Genomic DNA, 16,953 nt, shown 5'->3' on the forward strand with positions numbered 1-16,953 from the left:
AACGTGCTTTTCAAAGGCCCGCGCGAGGGGATGACCGTTGCCGCGCGCCGTGATACGAGACCGCCGCAACGTGACGAACCGAGCCGGCCCGGCCGGCGTTTCATTTGGACGACAAGATGTCTCATTCCGCCGCCGCCAAGCCGGCCACAGCCCGCAAATCCCCAGCGCTAGCCGGCACGGCGCGGGTGCCGGGCGACAAGTCGATCTCGCACCGCTCCTTCATGTTCGGCGGCCTTGCCTCCGGCGAGACGCGCATCACCGGCCTGCTCGAAGGCGAAGACGTGATGCGCACGGGCGCGGCCATGAAAGCGATGGGCGCTCATATCGAGAAGAAAGGCGCCGAGTGGGTGATCCGCGGCACCGGCAACGGTGCGCTGCTCGAGCCCGAAGGCCCGCTCGATTTCGGCAATGCCGGCACCGGCTCGCGGCTGACCATGGGCCTCGTCGGCACCTACGACATGGAAACGACCTTCATCGGCGACGCCTCGCTTTCCGGCCGGCCGATGGGTCGCGTGCTGGAGCCGCTGCGGCAAATGGGCGTGCAGGTGCTGAAGGCGGCGTCCGGCGACCGCATGCCGATCACGCTGCGCGGCCCGAAACACGCCGCGCCCATTACCTATCGGGTGCCGATGGCTTCGGCGCAAGTGAAGTCGGCGGTGCTGCTTGCCGGCTTGAACACGCCGGGCATCACCACGGTGATCGAGCCGGTGATGACGCGCGACCACACCGAAAAGATGCTCAAAGGCTTTGGCGCGAACCTGACCGTCGAGACCGACGAGCGCGGCGTGCGCCACATCTTCATCGAAGGCCAGGGCAAGCTGACCGGCCAGACGATCGCGGTGCCGGGCGACCCTTCCTCGGCAGGCTTCCCGCTGGTGGCGGCGCTCATCGTGCCGGGTTCGGACATCGTGATCGAGAACGTTCTGATGAACCCGACCCGCACCGGCCTGCTTCTGACGCTGCAGGAGATGGGCGGCCGGATCGACATCCTCAATCCGCGCAATGCCGGCGGAGAGGATGTAGCGGACCTGCGCGTGCGCTCCTCCGAACTGAAAGGCGTCGTGGTGCCGCCGGAACGCGCGCCGTCGATGATCGACGAATATCCGGTGCTGGCGGTGGCGGCGAGCTTCGCCGAAGGCGAGACGCTGATGCAGGGCCTGGAGGAATTGCGCGTCAAGGAGTCCGACCGGCTGTCGGCGGTCGCCAACGGGCTGAAGCTCAACGGCGTCGACTGCTCCGAGGGCGAGGCGTCGCTCGCGGTGCGCGGCAAGCCGGGCGGCAAGGGGCTGGGCGCGCATCCCAACGGCCAGGACACGGCGGTGAAGACCCATCTCGACCACCGCATCGCCATGAGCTTCCTGATCATGGGACTGGCGACGGAAAAGCCGGTGACGATCGACGACGCCAACATGATCGCGACGAGTTTTCCGGAGTTCATGGGGTTGATGAAGGGACTGGGCGCGGAGATCGAGTGACGGGCGATGGCAACCGCAGACCTTCGAGATCGGCCGCTGACGTCCTTCCCGTTGTCATCCTGGGGCGAAGCAAGGAGCGAAGCGATGCGGCGCAGACCCCAGAATCCATGCCGTGACGCCAAAGCGCTGGGACGGTGCAGAATTCTGGCTCGCAGCATTCTACGGCTGATGTCACGGCGTGGGTCCCAGGGTCTGCGCTTCGCTACGCAGTGGGATGACGAAGGCGCGAGGATTTGTCGCCAAGCAGATCGTGCGGTGGCCCGCCAATGACCCACACCTTCACCATCGCCATCGACGGTCCCGCGGGCGCCGGAAAGGGCACGCTGGCCCGCCGGCTTGCCGACCATTACAGGCTGAACCTGCTCGACACCGGCCTCACCTACCGCGCTGTGGCGCATAAGCTGCTGGAGCTCGGCCTGCCGCTCGAGAATGTCTCGGCGGCTGAGACTGCGGCCCGGCAGGTCGACCTCTCGAAACTCGACCGGACAGTGCTTTCCGCGCACGCGGTGGGCGAAGCGGCTTCCAAGGTCGCGGTCATTCCCACTGTCCGGCGCATCCTGGTCGAGAAGCAGCGCGAGTTCGCCAAGGCGCCGCCGGGCGCGGTGCTCGATGGGCGCGACATCGGCACCGTCGTGTGCCCGGACGCCGACATCAAGCTCTATGTGACGGCGAGCGCTGCGGTGCGGGCGAGGCGCCGTCTGGCCGAGATCGAGAGCATGGGCGGCAGCGCCGATTTCGCCACGATCCTCGCCGACATCGAGCGCCGCGACGAGCGCGATATGGGCCGCGCCGACTCGCCGCTCAAGCCAGCCGCCGACGCGCACTTGCTTGATACCAGCGAAATGGCTATAGAAGCCGCGTTTCTGGCGGCGATGGCGATCGTTGACGACGTCCTCACCAAAAGAGACAAAGCCTGATCCGGGTTTTCGATTGCCGTCGGCGCCGAAAATACCCATATCGGGCACGAACCAGCCTGCCAGCATTCTTCATGCGCCGGACTTGCCGCTAAAAGCGGCCGAGGGCTTTTCAGCCCGGAACGCCGGCAGGCTCACGCAACGCTAACCCACGGCGCCCGCTCCGCTTGTCATGCGGAGCACTCCAGGAGAAACAATGTCAGCTGCAAATCCCACTCGCGATGATTTCGCGAGCATGCTCGAAGAATCATTCACCGCCGGCCATTCCGGCGAGGGCCAGGTTGTCCGGGGCACGATCACCGCGATCGAAAAGGACATGGCCATCATTGACGTCGGCCTCAAGGTCGAAGGCCGCGTGCCGCTGAAGGAATTCGGCGCCAAGGGCAAGGACTCCTCCCTCAAGGTCGGCGACACCGTCGAAGTCTATGTCGAGCGCATCGAGAACGCGCTTGGCGAGGCCATGCTGTCGCGCGAGAAGGCTCGCCGCGAGGAGAGCTGGGTGCGCCTCGAAGAGAAGTTCACCAAGGGTGAGCGCGTCGAAGGCGTCATCTTCAACCAGGTCAAGGGCGGCTTCACCGTCGACCTCGACGGCGCCGTGGCGTTCCTGCCGCGCAGCCAGGTCGACATCCGTCCGATCCGCGACGTCTCGCCGCTGATGCACAACCCGCAGCCCTTCGAGATCCTCAAGATGGATCGCCGCCGCGGCAACATCGTGGTGTCGCGCCGCACCGTGCTCGAGGAGAGCCGCGCCGAACAGCGTTCGGAGATCGTGCAGAACCTCGAGGAAGGCCAGGTGGTCGAAGGCGTGGTCAAGAACATCACCGACTACGGTGCGTTCGTCGACCTCGGCGGCATCGACGGCCTGCTGCATGTCACCGACATGGCATGGCGCCGCGTCAACCATCCGACCGAAATCCTCAACATCGGCCAGACGGTCAAGGTGCAGATCATCCGCATCAACCAGGAAACCCACCGCATCTCGCTCGGCATGAAGCAGCTCGAGTCGGATCCGTGGTCGGATATCGGCACCAAGTTCCCGATCGGCAAGAAGATCAAGGGCACCGTCACCAACATCACCGACTACGGCGCGTTCGTTGAGCTGGAGCCGGGCATCGAGGGCCTCATCCACGTTTCGGAAATGTCGTGGACGAAGAAGAACGTGCATCCCGGCAAGATCCTGTCGACGACGCAGGAAGTCGATGTGGTCGTGCTCGAGGTCGATCCGGCCAAGCGCCGCATCTCGCTCGGTCTCAAGCAGACGCTGGAGAACCCGTGGGAAGCCTTCGCGCGCAACCATCCGGTTGGCAGCCAGGTCGAGGGCGAGGTCAAGAACAAGACCGAGTTCGGCCTGTTCATCGGCCTGGAAGGCGACGTGGACGGCATGGTCCACCTCTCCGACCTCGACTGGACCCGTCCGGGCGAGCAGGTGATCGAGGAGTACAATCGCGGCGACATGGTCAAGGCGCAGGTGCTCGACGTCGACATCGAGAAGGAGCGCATCTCGCTCGGCATCAAGCAACTGGCCCGCGACACGGTCGGCGAGGCAGCGAGCAGCGGCGAGCTGCGCAAGAACGCCGTCGTCACCTGCGAGGTCATCGCGGTCAAGGATGGCGGTCTGGAAGTGCGGCTGGTCGACAGCGGACTTGAGACCTTCATCAAGCGTTCGGACCTGTCCCGCGATCGCGACGAGCAGCGCCCCGAGCGCTTCACCGTCGGCCAGAAGGTCGACGCCCGCGTCATCGCCTTCGACAAGAAGACCCGCAAGCTGCAGGTCTCGATCAAGGCGCTGGAAATCGCCGAAGAGAAGGAAGCGGTTGCCCAGTACGGGTCGACCGACTCCGGCGCCTCGCTGGGCGACATCCTGGGCGCGGCGCTGAAGAAGCAGGGCAACTAAGCCCCCTCGCCTCGACTGAAACAAAAAACCCCGCCGGAGCGATCCGGCGGGGTTCTTCTTTGTCCGAACCTTTGTCGTGTCAGGCCCTGCCGTAAAGCGGCACGAGCGTGCCGCTCATCGCCTGGTTGGCGGGCGAGACAAGGTAAGCGATCGCCTCGGCGGCGGCTTCGAGGCTGACCCACTTGGTGAAATCGGCGTCCGGCATGTCGGCGCGGTTGGCGGGCGTGTCGAGCGTCGAGGGCGCCACGGCGTTGACCAGGATGCCCTTGTGCTTGAGCTCCTCGGCCATGGCCTGGGTCATCGCGGCAACCGCCGCCTTGCTGGCGGCATAGGCGACCATGCCGGCGCCGCGCCTGGGATCGAGCCCGGCGCGCGCGGTGACGTTGACGATGCGCCCCGCCGTGCCGGACGCCAGCATCGAGCGCACCGCGGCGCGGCTGCAAAGGAAGGCGGTGCGCGCATTGGTGTCCATCATCTCGGCAAAGGACGCCGACTCGATCTTTTCCACCGGCGCCATGGTGAAACCGCCGGCGAGATGGATCGAGCCCCAAAGCCCAGGCACCTGATGGTAGAAAGCCTCGACCTTGGCGGAGTCCGACAGGTCGACATTATGCGCCAGATGAACGCTGGCATGGGCCGCGTATGGAAAATGCGGCGGAGCCGCGGCATGGGCATTGGGCACATGGCAGATCGCGCCCTGCTCCAGCAACCTGCCGACAACCGCGCCGCCGAGCGCCCCAGTGCCGCCCGTCACCACGACATGCCTGCCGTTAAGCGTTTCCGTCATATTTCGACCGCTCCTGTCACTTTTTTATGGTTATGCCGCCCCAGTCTCGAACGTCGCGCCTTTCGTGCTGTCACTCAATTGAAATATCGACATGGCTGGCGCAGCGTCTTTGCATGCGTCAGCCCAGCGGAGAATTGCGCCGCCGCTGCTGAGCCGGCGTGGCGAATTCGAGCGCCGGCAAACACACGCGACCCCGGGGACTTCAATCGACCGTGATTTCGATAACGCGCGGCTTGCCGGCCGCTCGCGCGCGCTTCAGCGCCTCGGCCAGGCCGCCGACACTGGCGAGCCGCTCGGCCTCGATGCCATAGGCCTCGGCGAGCTTGCAGAAATCCGGCGGCGCCGGCGACACGCCGACCGGCTCGACGCCGACATCGAGCATCGAGGTCTCGATCTCGCGATAGCCGCGGTTGTTCCAGACGACGAAGATCACCGGTGCCCCGGCATCGAGCGCCGCGCCGAGTTCCGGCAGCGTGAACTGGAAGCCGCCGTCGCCGGTGAGACACACGACCGGTGCCTCGGGCACGGCAAGGGCGGCGCCGATCGCCGCCGGCGGACCGTAGCCCAGCGCGCCGAAGCCGGTCGCGGCATTGAACCAGCCGCCCGGACGATCATGGTCGTAATAGAGATTGGCGGCATAGATCGGCTGGGTCGAGTCGCCGACGATGACGGCGCCGGGCAGCGCGTCGCGGATCACCTCCACAGCCCTCACCTGCGCCAGATAGTCGGGCTTCAGCTCGGCCAGCGCTGCCTCCCGCCCCGCTGCCGCGCGGGCTTCGCCGTCTTTCGCGGCGACATGAGCCGGGCCGAGCTCGGCCAGCAGAGCGCCAAGCGCCTCGGCGCAATCGGCCTGGATTCCAACCGTCACCGGACGACGGGCGAGCTGGTCAGCGCCGATGTCGATGCGGATGAGGCTCGGCGGCAGGACGAAGCCGCCGTCGCCATAGCCGTCATAGTCGGTCGGGCCGAATTCGGTGCCGGCGGCGATCACCAGATCGGCGTCCGCCATCAATGCGCGCACCGCCTTCAGGCTGGGGCTCGCCGGCACGCAGAGCGGATGACGGTGCAGCAGGCCGCGCGCATTGGCGGTCTCGACGACCGGCGCGCCCAAAGCTTCGGCAAAGCGCGTCAGCGCCGCATCGGCCTTCTTGGCGCCGCCACCGGCCAGGATCAATGGGCGGCGAGCCGCCTTGATCAGCCGCGCGGCGTCGGTGATCGCCGCAGCGGCCGGAGCGGGTGGCGCGGCGTTGCTGAGGACCGCCGCAATCCCGTCGGCAGGCTTCACCATGACGTCGGTCGGAATCTCGATATGAACCGGACCCGGCCGAGACGAGGTGAAAACGGCGAAGGCGCGGGCAAGCGCGCCGGGCAGTTCACCGGCCTCGGTGACGCGCTCGGAGAACAGCGCCACCTTCTCCATCATGCCGCGCTGGTCGGGCAGTTCGTGCAGGAATCCGAGCCCCTTGCCCAGCGTATCGGTGGCGTTGACGCCGGAGATCACCAGCATCGGCACCGAATCGGCGCGAGCCTGGCCCATGGCGGTGATGGTGTTGGTGAGCCCCGGCCCGGTGATGACGAAGGCGACGCCCGGCCGGCCGCCGGCGCGTGCATAGCCGTCGGCCATGAAGCCGGCGCCCTGCTCGTGGCGCGGCGTGATATGGCGGATCCTCGAGCGCGCCAGGCCGCGATAGAGCTCGACCGTGTGCACGCCCGGAATGCCGAAGACGGTGTCGACGCCATGCGCCTCGAGCAAGGTGATGAGCGCTTCGCCGAGCGTGGTCATTGGTCTCTCCCTTTGGAGCGGATCACCGTTCAACGGAAACGGTGATCCGCTCTATCTCTTTGTTTCCTATGCAATTCCGGACGGAAACCGCTTCTCACTTTTCCTGAAATTGGTCTAGCGGCGCCAGGCCGAGCTCGGCCTCGACAGCATTGATGCCAATCGCCGCCAATTCGCCGGGCGAGAACATCTCGCCGGCCAGGCAGCCTTCGATCCAGAGCCCGTCGATGATCGCATTGATCGCGATGGCATGGTGGCGCAGCTGGCTGGCGTCCGGCTTTCGCTGTTCGGCGGCGAGCACTTCGGCCACAACCGCTTCCACCTCGTTGCGAAAGCCGAGATAGCCTTCGCGGTGGGCACGGGCGAGCGTCGGATCCGCACTGGCGCGGCCGAGGAAGGTTGCCCAGAGCGAAAACACCCGCGCGTCGACGATCGGCGCGTTGAGATTGGCAGTGACGAAAGCCGCAAGGCGCTGGCGCGGCGAGGCGCCGTCCATGGCCAATGCTGCTTTCGCCTGCTCGGTCATGCGGCCAACCAGCGCTGTATAGGCTTCCTGCAGCAGTTCTTCCTTGCCGGGAAAATAGTGCCGGATCAGCCCGGCGGTGACGCCGGCGCGCAATGCGATCGTGCGCAAGGTGGCGCCCTGCAGGCCATATTCCGCCACGCTGTCCAGCGTCGCTTCGATCAGATCCTGTCGCCGCCGCTCCTCGCCCTCGCGACGGAACTTACGGCGCGCATTCATTGGCGCAGGATCGGCCGCGTCAGGCATGTCGGCCCGCCTTCGCAGGCGATACAGAGCGCATCCGCGTCGAAGATTTCAACCGTGCAGCCGACGGCTTCCATCGCGGCTTTGGTCCTGGGAAAGCCTGCAACGGCAATGACGTTGAGCGGGCTGGTCGGCAGCACGTTCAGGCTGAGGCCGTTGGAAGCGGCGAACTCTCCGGCGTCGCCTTCGACCAGCCGGATGCCTCGCGCCTTCAGCATCTGATAGAACGGGGCCGGCAAAAGCGGCGGATAGACCAGCGCGAGGTCGTCGGCCAGCGGGCTGATCACCGACATGAGATGCAGGCACGCCTCTTCGCCCTGCCAAAGCGGCAGGTCGAAGCCGTAGACGGAAATGCCCAGTGGCGTCAGCAGGTTGGAAACCTGCTGGATGCCTTCCTGGTTGGAGCGGATACCGCGCCCGATCGCCAGCGTGCGGGCATCAACCCATACGCAATCACCGCCTTCGACCTGGCCGGGAGCCTCGATGCGGCCGAGGATCGGAATGCCCAGTCTTGTGTAGGTTTCCTCATGCAGCGACGGCTCCCTGGCGCGCAATGGCTTGCCCATGGACAGGATCAGCGCGCCGCGGTCGGTCATCAGCGACGGGTCGTGCGTGAACACCGAATCCGAAAGGCCGTCGGCCTTGTCCTCGATCCATTCGATCTCGGCGCCGGAAGCCGCCACCAGTTCAGCAAGGACCGCGTGCTCCGACGCAGCTTTCGCCGGGTTGAACCCCGGGCCATAGTGCCAGGCAGCCCTGTCGGCGTCGCGCATGGCGTTGGCCGCCGACCGCATCAGGACGCGCCGCAGCGGCGCCGCCATGGACTGGGATCCGAAAGCGCTCATCGATGTCCTTTTAAGCTGAAAAAAATCGGAAAAATTTCATGAAGGGCTACTTATACACTTGCACAACAAGGCCGCAAGTGCCGTAATGGGCGGGATTGACGGGCTCGCGCGGTTGGGTCCATGCTGAAGTCTGGAGCGCAGTGCAGCGTATGTTGATTAGCCGGATGGACGTTCGACGAACTGCCCATTTTGAGGTCACCCGGTGAGCGTGGCGGAGGCTGCCGCAGTCCCATCCGGCGAGGCGCAAAGCGGCGCCGCCGAAGCCATCCACGTCGAAAACCTGCACAAGAAGTTCGGCCAGCTGCATGTGCTGAAGGGCGTGTCGCTGTCGGCGCGCGACGGCGAGGTCATCGCCATTATCGGCGGTTCGGGCTCCGGCAAGTCGACGCTGCTGCGCTGCATCAACTGCCTGGAGAACCCGACCAGCGGCGTCATCCGCGTCAACGGCGAGGAGATCAAGCTGAAGGCCGACAGCCACGGCCACACGGTTCCGGCCGACCGCAAGCAGATCGAGCGCATCCGCTCGCGGCTCGGCATGGTGTTCCAGAACTTCAACCTGTGGAGCCACATGACGCTGATCGAGAACGTCATCGAGGTTCCGGTGCATGTGCTGGGCGTAAAGCGCGAGCAGGCGATCGCCCAGGCAGAGAAGCTGCTTGCCCGCGTCGGACTGGCGGAAAAGCGCGACGTCTACCCGGCGTTTCTCTCGGGCGGCCAGCAGCAGCGCGCCGCAATAGCCCGGGCGCTGGCGATCAATCCGCGCGTCATGCTGTTCGACGAGCCGACCTCGGCGCTCGACCCGGAACTGGTCGGCGAGGTTCTGAAGGTGATCGGCGACCTGGCGCGCGAGGGGCGCACCATGGTGCTGGTGACGCATGAAATGAAGTTTGCCCGCGAGGTCGCGACGCATGTCGTCTATCTCTACAACGGGCTGGTCGAGGAAGAAGGACCGCCGGAACAGCTGTTCGGCGCGCCCAAATCCGAAAGGCTCAAGCAATTCCTCCGCAACGTCGGCTAGGGCCGGCGTCAAGCAGGGTGAAAAACCGGGAACAACAACAAACTGGGAGTCCTGAAATGAAGACTGTTCTCAAGACCTTCGCAGCGGCGCTGCTGTTCGGCGTCGCCGCGATGGGCGTGGCCAAGGCCGATCAGGTCAAGATCGGCGTCGCCGCCGAGCCCTATCCGCCCTTCACCTCGCCGGATGCCACCGGCAAGTGGGTCGGCTGGGAGATCGATTTCATCGACGCCGTCTGCGCCGAGGAGAAGCTCGACTGCGTCATCACGCCGGTCGCCTGGGACGGCATCATTCCGGCGCTGACCACCAAGAAGATCGACCTCATCGTCTCCTCGATGTCGATCACCGACGAACGCAAGAAGACGATCGACTTCTCGGACAAGTACTACAACACGCTTCCGGCGATCATCGGGCCGAAGGACCAGAAGTTCGGTGCGACGCCGGACGACCTCAAGGGCAAGGTTTTGGGCGTCCAGGTATCGACCACACACGCGGTGTACGCCAAGAAGCACTTCAGCGGAGCGCAGGAAATCAAGGAATACCAGACCCAGGACGAAGCCAACCAGGATCTCGCCGCCGGTCGCATCGATGCTGTGCAGGCCGATTCCATCGCGCTCGTCGAATACCTCAAGAGCGACCAGGGCAAGGCCTGCTGCGACCTCAAGGGCATGGTGGCTCCGGACGACGAAGTGCTCGGGCCGGGCATCGGCGCCGGTGTGCGCAAGGAAGACACCGCGCTCAAGGAAAAAATCAACGCCGGCATCAAGGCGATCCGCGCCAGCGGCAAGTATGACGAGATCACGAAGAAGTACTTCGATTTCGACATTTACGGCGGCTGACGAGGTTTCGCCCATGACTTGGGGGCATGGCGCCTGGCGCTGCGCCCCTGAGTCCAACCTTCCACTCATGTTTGCCGCCGGCCGCCACCGCCGGCGAACAGAGCCAGCAATCCGGGGGCGAACCTGATCGACACCTTTCTTCCGGCCTCGGCGGCCGGGATCATCGAACTCCTGTCGCCCGTGCCGCCCGGCTGGGGCGGCACCCTGCTGGTCGGCTTGCTGCATTCGATCGAGATCGCCATCGGCGCCACCTGCCTTGGGCTGCTGATCGGCACCGGCGGCGCCTTTGGCAAGCTCTATGGCGGCCCGGTGACGCGCGACCTGCTTGCCGTCTACACCACGGTGGTGCGCGCCGTCCCGGAGCTGGTGCTGATCCTTTTGCTCTATTATGCCGGTACCGACCTCATCAACCAGTTGCTGAGCGCGATGGGCTACCAGCGCATCGACATCAGCGGGCTGGCGGCCGGCATCTTCGTGCTCGGCGTGGTCCAGGGCGCCTATTCGACGGAAGTCATCCGCGGCGCCATCCTGTCCATCCCGCAAGGCCAGATCGAGGCTGCGCGCGCTTATGGCATGCCGCCGCTGCTGATGCTGAGGCGCATAACAGTGCCGGCAATGCTGCCTTTCGCCATTCCGGGCCTTGCCAATCTCTGGCTGATCGCCACCAAGGACACCGCGCTGCTTGCCGTCGTCGGCTTCTTCGAACTGACGCTTGCGACGCGGCAGGCGGCAGGCGTCACCAAGGCCTATCTGCTCTTTTTCGTTGCTGCCGGCGCGCTCTATCTGGCGCTGACGCTCTTCTCCAACCTGATCATCGGTCGCGTCGAGGCCCGGTCGCGGCGCGGCATGCCTTCCGTCAAGGAGGCACGCTGATGCCGGCCGAAGCGACCGCGATCAACATGGCAGCGCGTGCCTCGCTCTGGCTCAAGCCGCATCGCATCGTTCTGATCCTGATCGCCCTGGCCCTGGTCCTTTGCGCGGCCTTCTTCATGCGCTGGGACTGGCTGCCGCAATATTGGGAAATGGGGCTGCTCGGCATCTGGCGGGCGCTGTGGATCCTCGTCGTCACCTGTGCGCTGGGCTTCACGCTCGCCGTGCCGCTCGGCCTGGCGCAGGCCGGCGGGCCGTTCTGGTTCGCCGTGCCGGCAAAGGTCTTCTGCACCATCATCCGCGGAACGCCGCTGCTCCTACAGCTCTGGCTGCTCTACTACGGGCTGGGCTCGCTGTTCCCGCAATATCCGTGGATCCGCGAGTCTTGGATGTGGACATATCTCAGACAAGCCTGGCCCTATGCCGTGGTGGCGCTGACATTGTCCTTCGCCGGCTATGAGGGCGAGGTGATGCGCGGCGCCTTCGCCGGCGTGCCGAAAGGGCAGCTCGAGGCGGCACGCGCCTTCGGCATGAGCCGCTTCAAGATCTTCCGCCGCATCTGGCTGCCGCAGGCCTTCTACCGCGCGCTGCCGACGCTGACCGGCGAGACCGTGCTGCAATTGAAGTCGACGCCGCTGGTGGCGACGATCAGCGTCATCGACATCTTCGCCGTCTCGTCCAAGGTGCGGCAGGATACCTACCTGACCTATGAACCGCTGCTGCTGCTGGCGTTGATCTACATGACGATCACCGGCATCCTCGTCCTGATCTTCAGCCGGATCGAGGCTCGGATTCCCGTGAAGATCGGTTAGCAGGCAGCGAATAGTGAGTAGCGAATAGCAAGCGCTTCGCCTATTCCCCTATTCGCTATTCGCTTAGGAACTCAGTGCCATGCAACTCACTCTCGACCAGGCAACAGGGCTGTGCCGGATGGCGGCACTCGGCGCCGGCGCGAACGAGGAAGCGACGCAGTCGCTGGTCGCCTCGATCATCGCGGCGGAGGCCGAGGGCTTGTCGGCGGTCGGCCTGGCGCATTTCATCGACTATCTGGAGGCAATCCAGGACGGCCGCATCGACGGCAATGCCGATCCGGTCGTCACCCGGCCGGCGCTGGCCGTCTATCTCTCCGACGCGCGCGGCGGGCTTGCGCATACCGGCTTCGATCGCACGATCGAGGATCTCGCCAAGGCGGCAAGGCTGTTCGGCGTCGCCATCTTCTCGCAGAAGAACGCCTATACCTGCGGCGCGCTCGGCTATTTCACCGGACGGCTGGCCCAGCAGGGGCTGGTCTCCTTCGCCGCCACCAACGGGCCGGCGGTGCTCGCCGGCTCCGGTTCGGTCAAACCCGTCTACTGCACCAATCCGATGTCCTTTGCGGCACCTGCCGCCGACGGGCCGCCGCTGGTGATCGACCAGTCGTCGAGCGCCACGGCCTTCGTCAACATCCGCAAGGCGGCGGAAGACGGCAGGAAAATCCCCGAGGGCTGGGCGCTGGACGCCAGCGGCAATCCGACGACCGATCCAGCGGCGGCCATGAAGGGCGCGATGCTCGCCTTCGGCGGCCAGCGCGGCGCCAACATCGCGCTTATGGTCGAGGTGCTCGCGGCAGGCATTTCCGGCGCCAACTGGTCGCTCGACGCGCCGTGGTTTTCCGGCGGGCCGGACAGTCCCGGAACCGGGCTCTTCGTTTTAGCCATCGAGCCGAAGCTGCTCGATCCGGATTTCGAGCAGCGCATGAAGGACCAGCTCGACCGACTGCGGCGGCGCTACGGCGTGCACATCCCCGGCCGCGCCCGAGCTGAGGCCACCGAGAAAGCGAGCGCGCGCGGCATCGACGTTCCGACGGCGATCGTCCAGCGTATTTCCGAATTCGCCGAACGCTACTCGGCCTGATCGGGACCGACCACGCCTGAGCGTTTCAGCGATTCAAAGAACTACCGAACCGCTCTAAATATTTGTTTTTGCGCAATTCCGGACGGAAAACCGATACACACCTTTTCTGGAGTTGCTCTGGCAGGCCGCGCTTTTCACGCGGCCCTTGAACCTTTTTTCGTCCGGCGGCGACCCATCACCGGCACCCCACATCGCAGGCCGCAGAGGGTGGCTTGGGTAGCGGCTTGCGGTTGGCGGCGCTGCGCCGGGCGTCCAGGGCCGGGGCGGGCGTGCTTGCTCACGCCGCCTTGATACCGTCTCAGGTCAGGCCGCCTCGTTGGGCCCTGTTTCGGTGCGAGCACTGCCCGGAAAACCCCGCTTCGGCGGGGTTTTCTGCGTTCGGCTGAAGTGCGGCGATCCCCTGCCTTTAGTCATCCGCGGCTGGCATCGCGATCCGGTCGACGCGCCTCTAGGCAAAGTGTTCCAGACGGGGTGAAAAACAAGGCGGCGGCGACCTCCGGTCGCTCTTTGCCTTTGACGCGAAACGGATTAAGAAGCGGCTTCAGCCAAGCTTTTGCGCGCGGAGCCAACCATGACCGAAGTCCTGCAGACCCCCAAGCTCGTCGTCGTGTTCGGCGGCTCGGGATTCGTCGGCCGTCATGTCGTTCGCGCGCTCGCCAAGCGCGGCTACCGCATCCGGGTCGCCTGCCGGCGACCTGACCTTGCCGGCCATGTGCAGCCGCTCGGCAATGTCGGCCAGATCCAGCCGGTGCAGGCCAACGTGCGCGTGCGCTGGTCGGTCGACCGCGCCGTTCAAGGCGCCGACCACGTTGTCAACCTGGTCGCCATCCTGCACCAGACCGGGCGGCAGAAATTCGGCTCCGTGCATGAGTTCGGCTCGCGCGCCGTCGCCGAGGCCGCGCGCTCGGTCGGCGCAGGCCTCACCCACATCTCGGCGCTCGGCGCCGATTTGAACTCGCCTTCCGACTACGCCCGCACCAAGGCGCTCGGCGAGAAGGCGGTGTTCGAGACGATCGAGGATGCCGTCATCTTCCGCCCGTCGATCAATTTCGGGCCGGAGGACAGCTTCTTCAACCGCTTCGCCGGCATGGCGCGCTTCTCGCCCGTGCTGCCGCTGATCGGCGGCGGCCAGACAAAATTCCAGCCGGTCTATGTCGGCGACGTCGCCGAGGCGATCGCGCGCTCGGTCGACGGCAAGGTCAAGGGCGGCCAGGTCTACGAGCTCGGCGGCCCGCAGGTGCTGACCTTCAAGGAATGCATGGAAGAGCTGCTCGCTATCATCGAGCGCCGACGGCTCCTGGTGCCGGTGCCGTGGTGGGTGGCGAACCTGCAAGCCTCGATCCTTCAGCTCTTGCCCAATCCGCTGCTGACCAAGGACCAGGTGCTGCAGCTGCGCGAGCACAATGTCGTCTCGGAAGCCGCCGCCAAGGCGAACAGGACGATCACCGGCCTCGGCATCCAGCCGCAGGCGATCGCCACGATCCTGCCGAGCTATCTCTGGCGCTTCCGCGCCGCCGGCCAGTTCCAGCAGCGCCGGCCGATAGCCGACCGATAGAGCAATTCCAGGAAAAGCGCGCAGCGTCTTTCCGTCCGGAATTGCGCTGCCTGGAGGGCGCGATCAGGCGCGGCGGGAAATCTGCATCGGCAGCCCGCCCTGCGGCTGCGTGGTCAGCTTCTGCACCGGCCATGGCCGGGTTTCGGACGTCACATCGAAGCGGAAGCGCGACAACAGGATGGCCAAAGCGATGATCGCCTCCTGCATGGCGAAGCTGGCGCCGATGCAGACGCGCGGCCCGGCGCCGAAGGGCAGATACTGGAAGCGGTCGATGCGGTCACGGTTTTCCGGATGGAAGCGTTCCGGCATGAAGGCGTCCGGCTTGTCCCAGAGCTTGCGGTGACGGTGTACGACCCAGGGCATCACCAGCACGGCGGCGTATTTCGGAATGTAGAGACCGTTCCAGGTTTCCGGCTCGATCGGTTCGCGGTTGATCGAAGGCGCCGGCGGATAGAGCCGGAGCGCCTCCTCGAAGGCGGCGCGGGTGAACGGCATGGCGTCCAGCCACTTCGTCGGATCGGGCTCTCTTGCCAGCACCGCGTCGATCTCGCGCTCGACCCGGTCGCGCTCCCAGGGTGCTTCGGCCAGACAGTAGATCGTCCAGCCCAGCGCCCGCGCGGTGGTCTCGTGGCCGGCGCCGATGAAGGTGATGATGTTGTCCTCGACTTCCGCGCGCGTCAGCCCGTCCGGCCCTTCGGCCCGCAACAGAAGCGTCAGGAAATCCTGCGGCACGCCGTCGGGATCGCGCTTCAGCCGCTCCTCGCGCAGCCTCACCGTGTTGGCGACGATGTTGCGGAAATAGGCCATGGTCTTGCGGCCACGGATGCGGGTCAGCCTGGGCAGCCATTCCGGCGCGCGCAAAAGGTCGAGCGGATCGACGCGGCCCATTGTCTCGAACAGGCGGTCGACCTCCTTGGCGAAGCTGCCCGGCTCGCCCGCGATCTCGCCGGAAAACAGCGTCTCGGCGAGGATGTCATAGGTGAGCATCGTCATGTCACGGGCGACGTCGAACGTGCCGCCAGCCTCGTAGCAGGTGACGAATTCCAGCGTGCGCTTCAGCATCGGCTCGGCGAAGCCGAAGATATGGCGCGGCGTGAACATCGGCGCCATCGCCTTGCGCGAGCGCTTCCACACCTCGCCCTCAGCCGTGAGCAGGCCGTCGCGCAGGATGGGGCGCAGGATCAGCTGGCGCACCGTCGCCATCTTGTAGTTCCTGGCGTTGTCGATCAGCACGTGGCGGATGAGGCCGGGATCGTTGGCAATGACCAGCGGCCCGCCGATGCCGGTCACCGATATCCACGGCTCGTTATAGGTATGCTCGCCCCACAGCTCGAGCGGGTTGCGGTAGACGATGCGCATCATCTCCAGCGTCGAGGGAGGCTGGGTGCGCGGCTTCGGCGCGGGCGGCACGAAGGGGGCGGGCTTGGTGTCCATGGGCATGCTCCGCAGGCAATGCTGAATGTAGTGCCCGGCAAAGCGCGCGTCCATGTGACTGAACGGCAGTCGGCGAGCAGACCGCCTCGCCTGAATGTGAACGGCGTCCCCCGGTGGCTGCTTGTTGACGGTGACCGTATATTTAGTCACCAACGGATACCGAGAATCGAGGAGCCACCCGTGAAGCATCAGTTGAGCATCATCATCGGCAGCACGCGGCCGGGACGCGCCGGCCCGATCTTTGCCGAATGCCTGGAAGCTATCGCGCGCGAGCACGGCAGCTTCGAGCCGGTGCTGACCGACATCGCCGCCTTCAGGCTGCCGCTGCTCGACGAGCCGCATCATCCGCGCCTGGGCAAATACGAGAACGACCACACCAAGGCCTGGTCGAAGGCGATCGATGCCGCCGACGCCTTCGTCTTCGTGGCGCCGGAGTATAATTACTTCGCGGCACCGGCGATTGTTAATGCCGTCGACTATCTGCTCAAGGAGTGGCGCTACAAGCCGGCCGCGATCTTCAGCTACGGCGGGGTTTCAGGAGGCCTGCGCGCGGCGCAGGCGCTGAAGCCGCTGCTGACCGCGGTCGGCGTCATGCCGATCCCGGAAGGCGTGGCGCTGCCCTCCTACCGGGCCCTGCTCGACAAGGACGGCGCGTACCGTCCGAGCGAACAGGTGCTGGGCGGCGCCAGGACCATGCTGGACGAGCTGTTCCGCTGGAGCGAGGCGCTGAAGGCGCTGCGCGCCGGCCTCCCTTCGGGATAGGAGCGACCCTGATATGACTGCCGCGGGCCGTGCTCTGGCGCGGCTTTCGCGGCGCTGTCCGCGCCCGCCTTACGGTGCATCGCCCCAGGGCCTGCGAAAGGTCGCCCGCCAAGCCTGCAAAATG

At 65.8% G+C, this 16,953-nt stretch carries 15 protein-coding genes; 10 read left to right on the forward strand and 5 right to left on the reverse strand.

Translation table 11 applies throughout. The features are described 5' to 3' along the window. The first annotated feature begins 116 nt into the window (after positions 1–116). From aroA to rpsA, 3 genes are all read left to right on the forward strand, one after another. Complete coding sequence (gene aroA, locus EN853_RS24495; RefSeq protein WP_127861800.1) at positions 117–1,475, forward strand: 3-phosphoshikimate 1-carboxyvinyltransferase; 1,359 nt, start codon at positions 117–119, stop codon at positions 1,473–1,475. A gap of 266 nt (positions 1,476–1,741) precedes the next feature. Continuing rightward, a complete protein-coding gene (gene cmk, locus EN853_RS24500) occupies positions 1,742–2,392 on the forward strand; it encodes a (d)CMP kinase (protein ID WP_127861799.1) in 651 nt (216 codons plus the stop codon). A 193-nt stretch (positions 2,393–2,585) separates the two neighbouring features. Further along, positions 2,586–4,283: a 30S ribosomal protein S1 gene (gene rpsA, locus EN853_RS24505; protein WP_127861798.1), complete on the forward strand. Its 1,698-nt coding sequence runs from the start codon at positions 2,586–2,588 to the stop codon at positions 4,281–4,283. A 79-nt stretch (positions 4,284–4,362) separates the two neighbouring features. On the opposite strand, the gene EN853_RS24510 is transcribed toward rpsA, so the two are convergent. From EN853_RS24510 to EN853_RS24525, 4 genes are all read right to left on the reverse strand, one after another. Then, a complete protein-coding gene (locus tag EN853_RS24510) occupies positions 4,363–5,070 on the reverse strand; it encodes an SDR family NAD(P)-dependent oxidoreductase (RefSeq protein ID WP_127861797.1) in 708 nt (235 codons plus the stop codon). A 202-nt stretch (positions 5,071–5,272) separates the two neighbouring features. Further along, entirely contained in the window at positions 5,273–6,853 is a 1,581-nt protein-coding gene (locus EN853_RS24515; protein WP_127861796.1) for a 5-guanidino-2-oxopentanoate decarboxylase, read from the reverse strand. Between the two features lie 94 nt (positions 6,854–6,947). After that, positions 6,948–7,619: a TetR family transcriptional regulator C-terminal domain-containing protein gene (locus EN853_RS24520; protein WP_127861795.1), complete on the reverse strand. Its 672-nt coding sequence runs from the start codon at positions 7,617–7,619 to the stop codon at positions 6,948–6,950. Continuing rightward, positions 7,589–8,461, reverse strand: a complete 873-nt coding sequence (locus tag EN853_RS24525; protein ID WP_127861794.1) for a dimethylarginine dimethylaminohydrolase family protein — start codon at positions 8,459–8,461, stop codon at positions 7,589–7,591. The genes EN853_RS24520 and EN853_RS24525 overlap by 31 nt, the downstream gene beginning before the upstream one ends. Before the next feature lie 202 nt (positions 8,462–8,663). Between EN853_RS24525 and EN853_RS24530 the strand changes: the two genes are divergently transcribed. The 6 genes from EN853_RS24530 (at position 8,664) to EN853_RS24555 (ending at position 14,633) form a co-directional block, all read left to right on the forward strand. Continuing rightward, complete coding sequence (locus EN853_RS24530; protein ID WP_127861793.1) at positions 8,664–9,479, forward strand: ABC transporter ATP-binding protein; 816 nt, start codon at positions 8,664–8,666, stop codon at positions 9,477–9,479. 56 nt (positions 9,480–9,535) lie between these two features. Then, entirely contained in the window at positions 9,536–10,315 is a 780-nt protein-coding gene (locus EN853_RS24535) for a transporter substrate-binding domain-containing protein (RefSeq protein WP_127861792.1), read from the forward strand. A gap of 207 nt (positions 10,316–10,522) precedes the next feature. Beyond that, positions 10,523–11,188 carry an ABC transporter permease subunit gene (locus EN853_RS24540; protein WP_167524586.1) on the forward strand — a complete coding sequence of 222 codons (666 nt, stop codon included), beginning with the start codon at positions 10,523–10,525 and terminating at the stop codon, positions 11,186–11,188. Continuing rightward, positions 11,188–11,997, forward strand: coding sequence for an ABC transporter permease (locus EN853_RS24545; RefSeq protein WP_127861790.1), 810 nt, complete (start codon positions 11,188–11,190; stop codon positions 11,995–11,997). The genes EN853_RS24540 and EN853_RS24545 overlap by 1 nt, the downstream gene beginning before the upstream one ends. Positions 11,998–12,076: 79 nt before the next feature. Further along, positions 12,077–13,078, forward strand: coding sequence for an Ldh family oxidoreductase (locus EN853_RS24550; RefSeq protein WP_127861789.1), 1,002 nt, complete (start codon positions 12,077–12,079; stop codon positions 13,076–13,078). Between the two features lie 571 nt (positions 13,079–13,649). Beyond that, positions 13,650–14,633 carry a complex I NDUFA9 subunit family protein gene (locus EN853_RS24555; RefSeq protein ID WP_127861788.1) on the forward strand — a complete coding sequence of 328 codons (984 nt, stop codon included), beginning with the start codon at positions 13,650–13,652 and terminating at the stop codon, positions 14,631–14,633. 63 nt (positions 14,634–14,696) lie between these two features. Here EN853_RS24555 and EN853_RS24560 read toward each other — a convergent pair whose 3' ends face one another. Continuing rightward, positions 14,697–16,067: a cytochrome P450 gene (locus EN853_RS24560; protein WP_127861787.1), complete on the reverse strand. Its 1,371-nt coding sequence runs from the start codon at positions 16,065–16,067 to the stop codon at positions 14,697–14,699. Between the two features lie 180 nt (positions 16,068–16,247). On the opposite strand from EN853_RS24560, the gene EN853_RS24565 reads away from it, so the two are divergent. Beyond that, positions 16,248–16,829 carry an NADPH-dependent FMN reductase gene (locus EN853_RS24565; RefSeq protein WP_127861786.1) on the forward strand — a complete coding sequence of 194 codons (582 nt, stop codon included), beginning with the start codon at positions 16,248–16,250 and terminating at the stop codon, positions 16,827–16,829. Positions 16,830–16,953 lie beyond the last annotated feature (124 nt).

The sequence above is a fragment of the Mesorhizobium sp. M1C.F.Ca.ET.210.01.1.1 genome (assembly GCF_004791585.1).
Taxonomy (GTDB): domain Bacteria; phylum Pseudomonadota; class Alphaproteobacteria; order Rhizobiales; family Rhizobiaceae; genus Mesorhizobium.

What these genes read in the sequence shown, in the direction of transcription:
- EN853_RS24515 (WP_127861796.1), bottom strand. Translation starts at nt 6,853, where the DNA reads ATGACCACGCTCGGCGAAGCGCTCATCACCTTGCTCGAGGCGCATGGC.
- EN853_RS24510 (WP_127861797.1), bottom strand. Translation starts at nt 5,070, where the DNA reads ATGACGGAAACGCTTAACGGCAGGCATGTCGTGGTGACGGGCGGCACT.
- rpsA (WP_127861798.1), top strand. Translation starts at nt 2,586, where the DNA reads ATGTCAGCTGCAAATCCCACTCGCGATGATTTCGCGAGCATGCTCGAA.
- aroA (WP_127861800.1), top strand. Translation starts at nt 117, where the DNA reads ATGTCTCATTCCGCCGCCGCCAAGCCGGCCACAGCCCGCAAATCCCCA.
- EN853_RS24545 (WP_127861790.1), top strand. Translation starts at nt 11,188, where the DNA reads ATGCCGGCCGAAGCGACCGCGATCAACATGGCAGCGCGTGCCTCGCTC.
- cmk (WP_127861799.1), top strand. Translation starts at nt 1,742, where the DNA reads ATGACCCACACCTTCACCATCGCCATCGACGGTCCCGCGGGCGCCGGA.
- EN853_RS24555 (WP_127861788.1), top strand. Translation starts at nt 13,650, where the DNA reads ATGACCGAAGTCCTGCAGACCCCCAAGCTCGTCGTCGTGTTCGGCGGC.
- EN853_RS24560 (WP_127861787.1), bottom strand. Translation starts at nt 16,067, where the DNA reads ATGGACACCAAGCCCGCCCCCTTCGTGCCGCCCGCGCCGAAGCCGCGC.
- EN853_RS24550 (WP_127861789.1), top strand. Translation starts at nt 12,077, where the DNA reads ATGCAACTCACTCTCGACCAGGCAACAGGGCTGTGCCGGATGGCGGCA.
- EN853_RS24535 (WP_127861792.1), top strand. Translation starts at nt 9,536, where the DNA reads ATGAAGACTGTTCTCAAGACCTTCGCAGCGGCGCTGCTGTTCGGCGTC.
- EN853_RS24520 (WP_127861795.1), bottom strand. Translation starts at nt 7,619, where the DNA reads ATGCCTGACGCGGCCGATCCTGCGCCAATGAATGCGCGCCGTAAGTTC.
- EN853_RS24525 (WP_127861794.1), bottom strand. Translation starts at nt 8,461, where the DNA reads ATGAGCGCTTTCGGATCCCAGTCCATGGCGGCGCCGCTGCGGCGCGTC.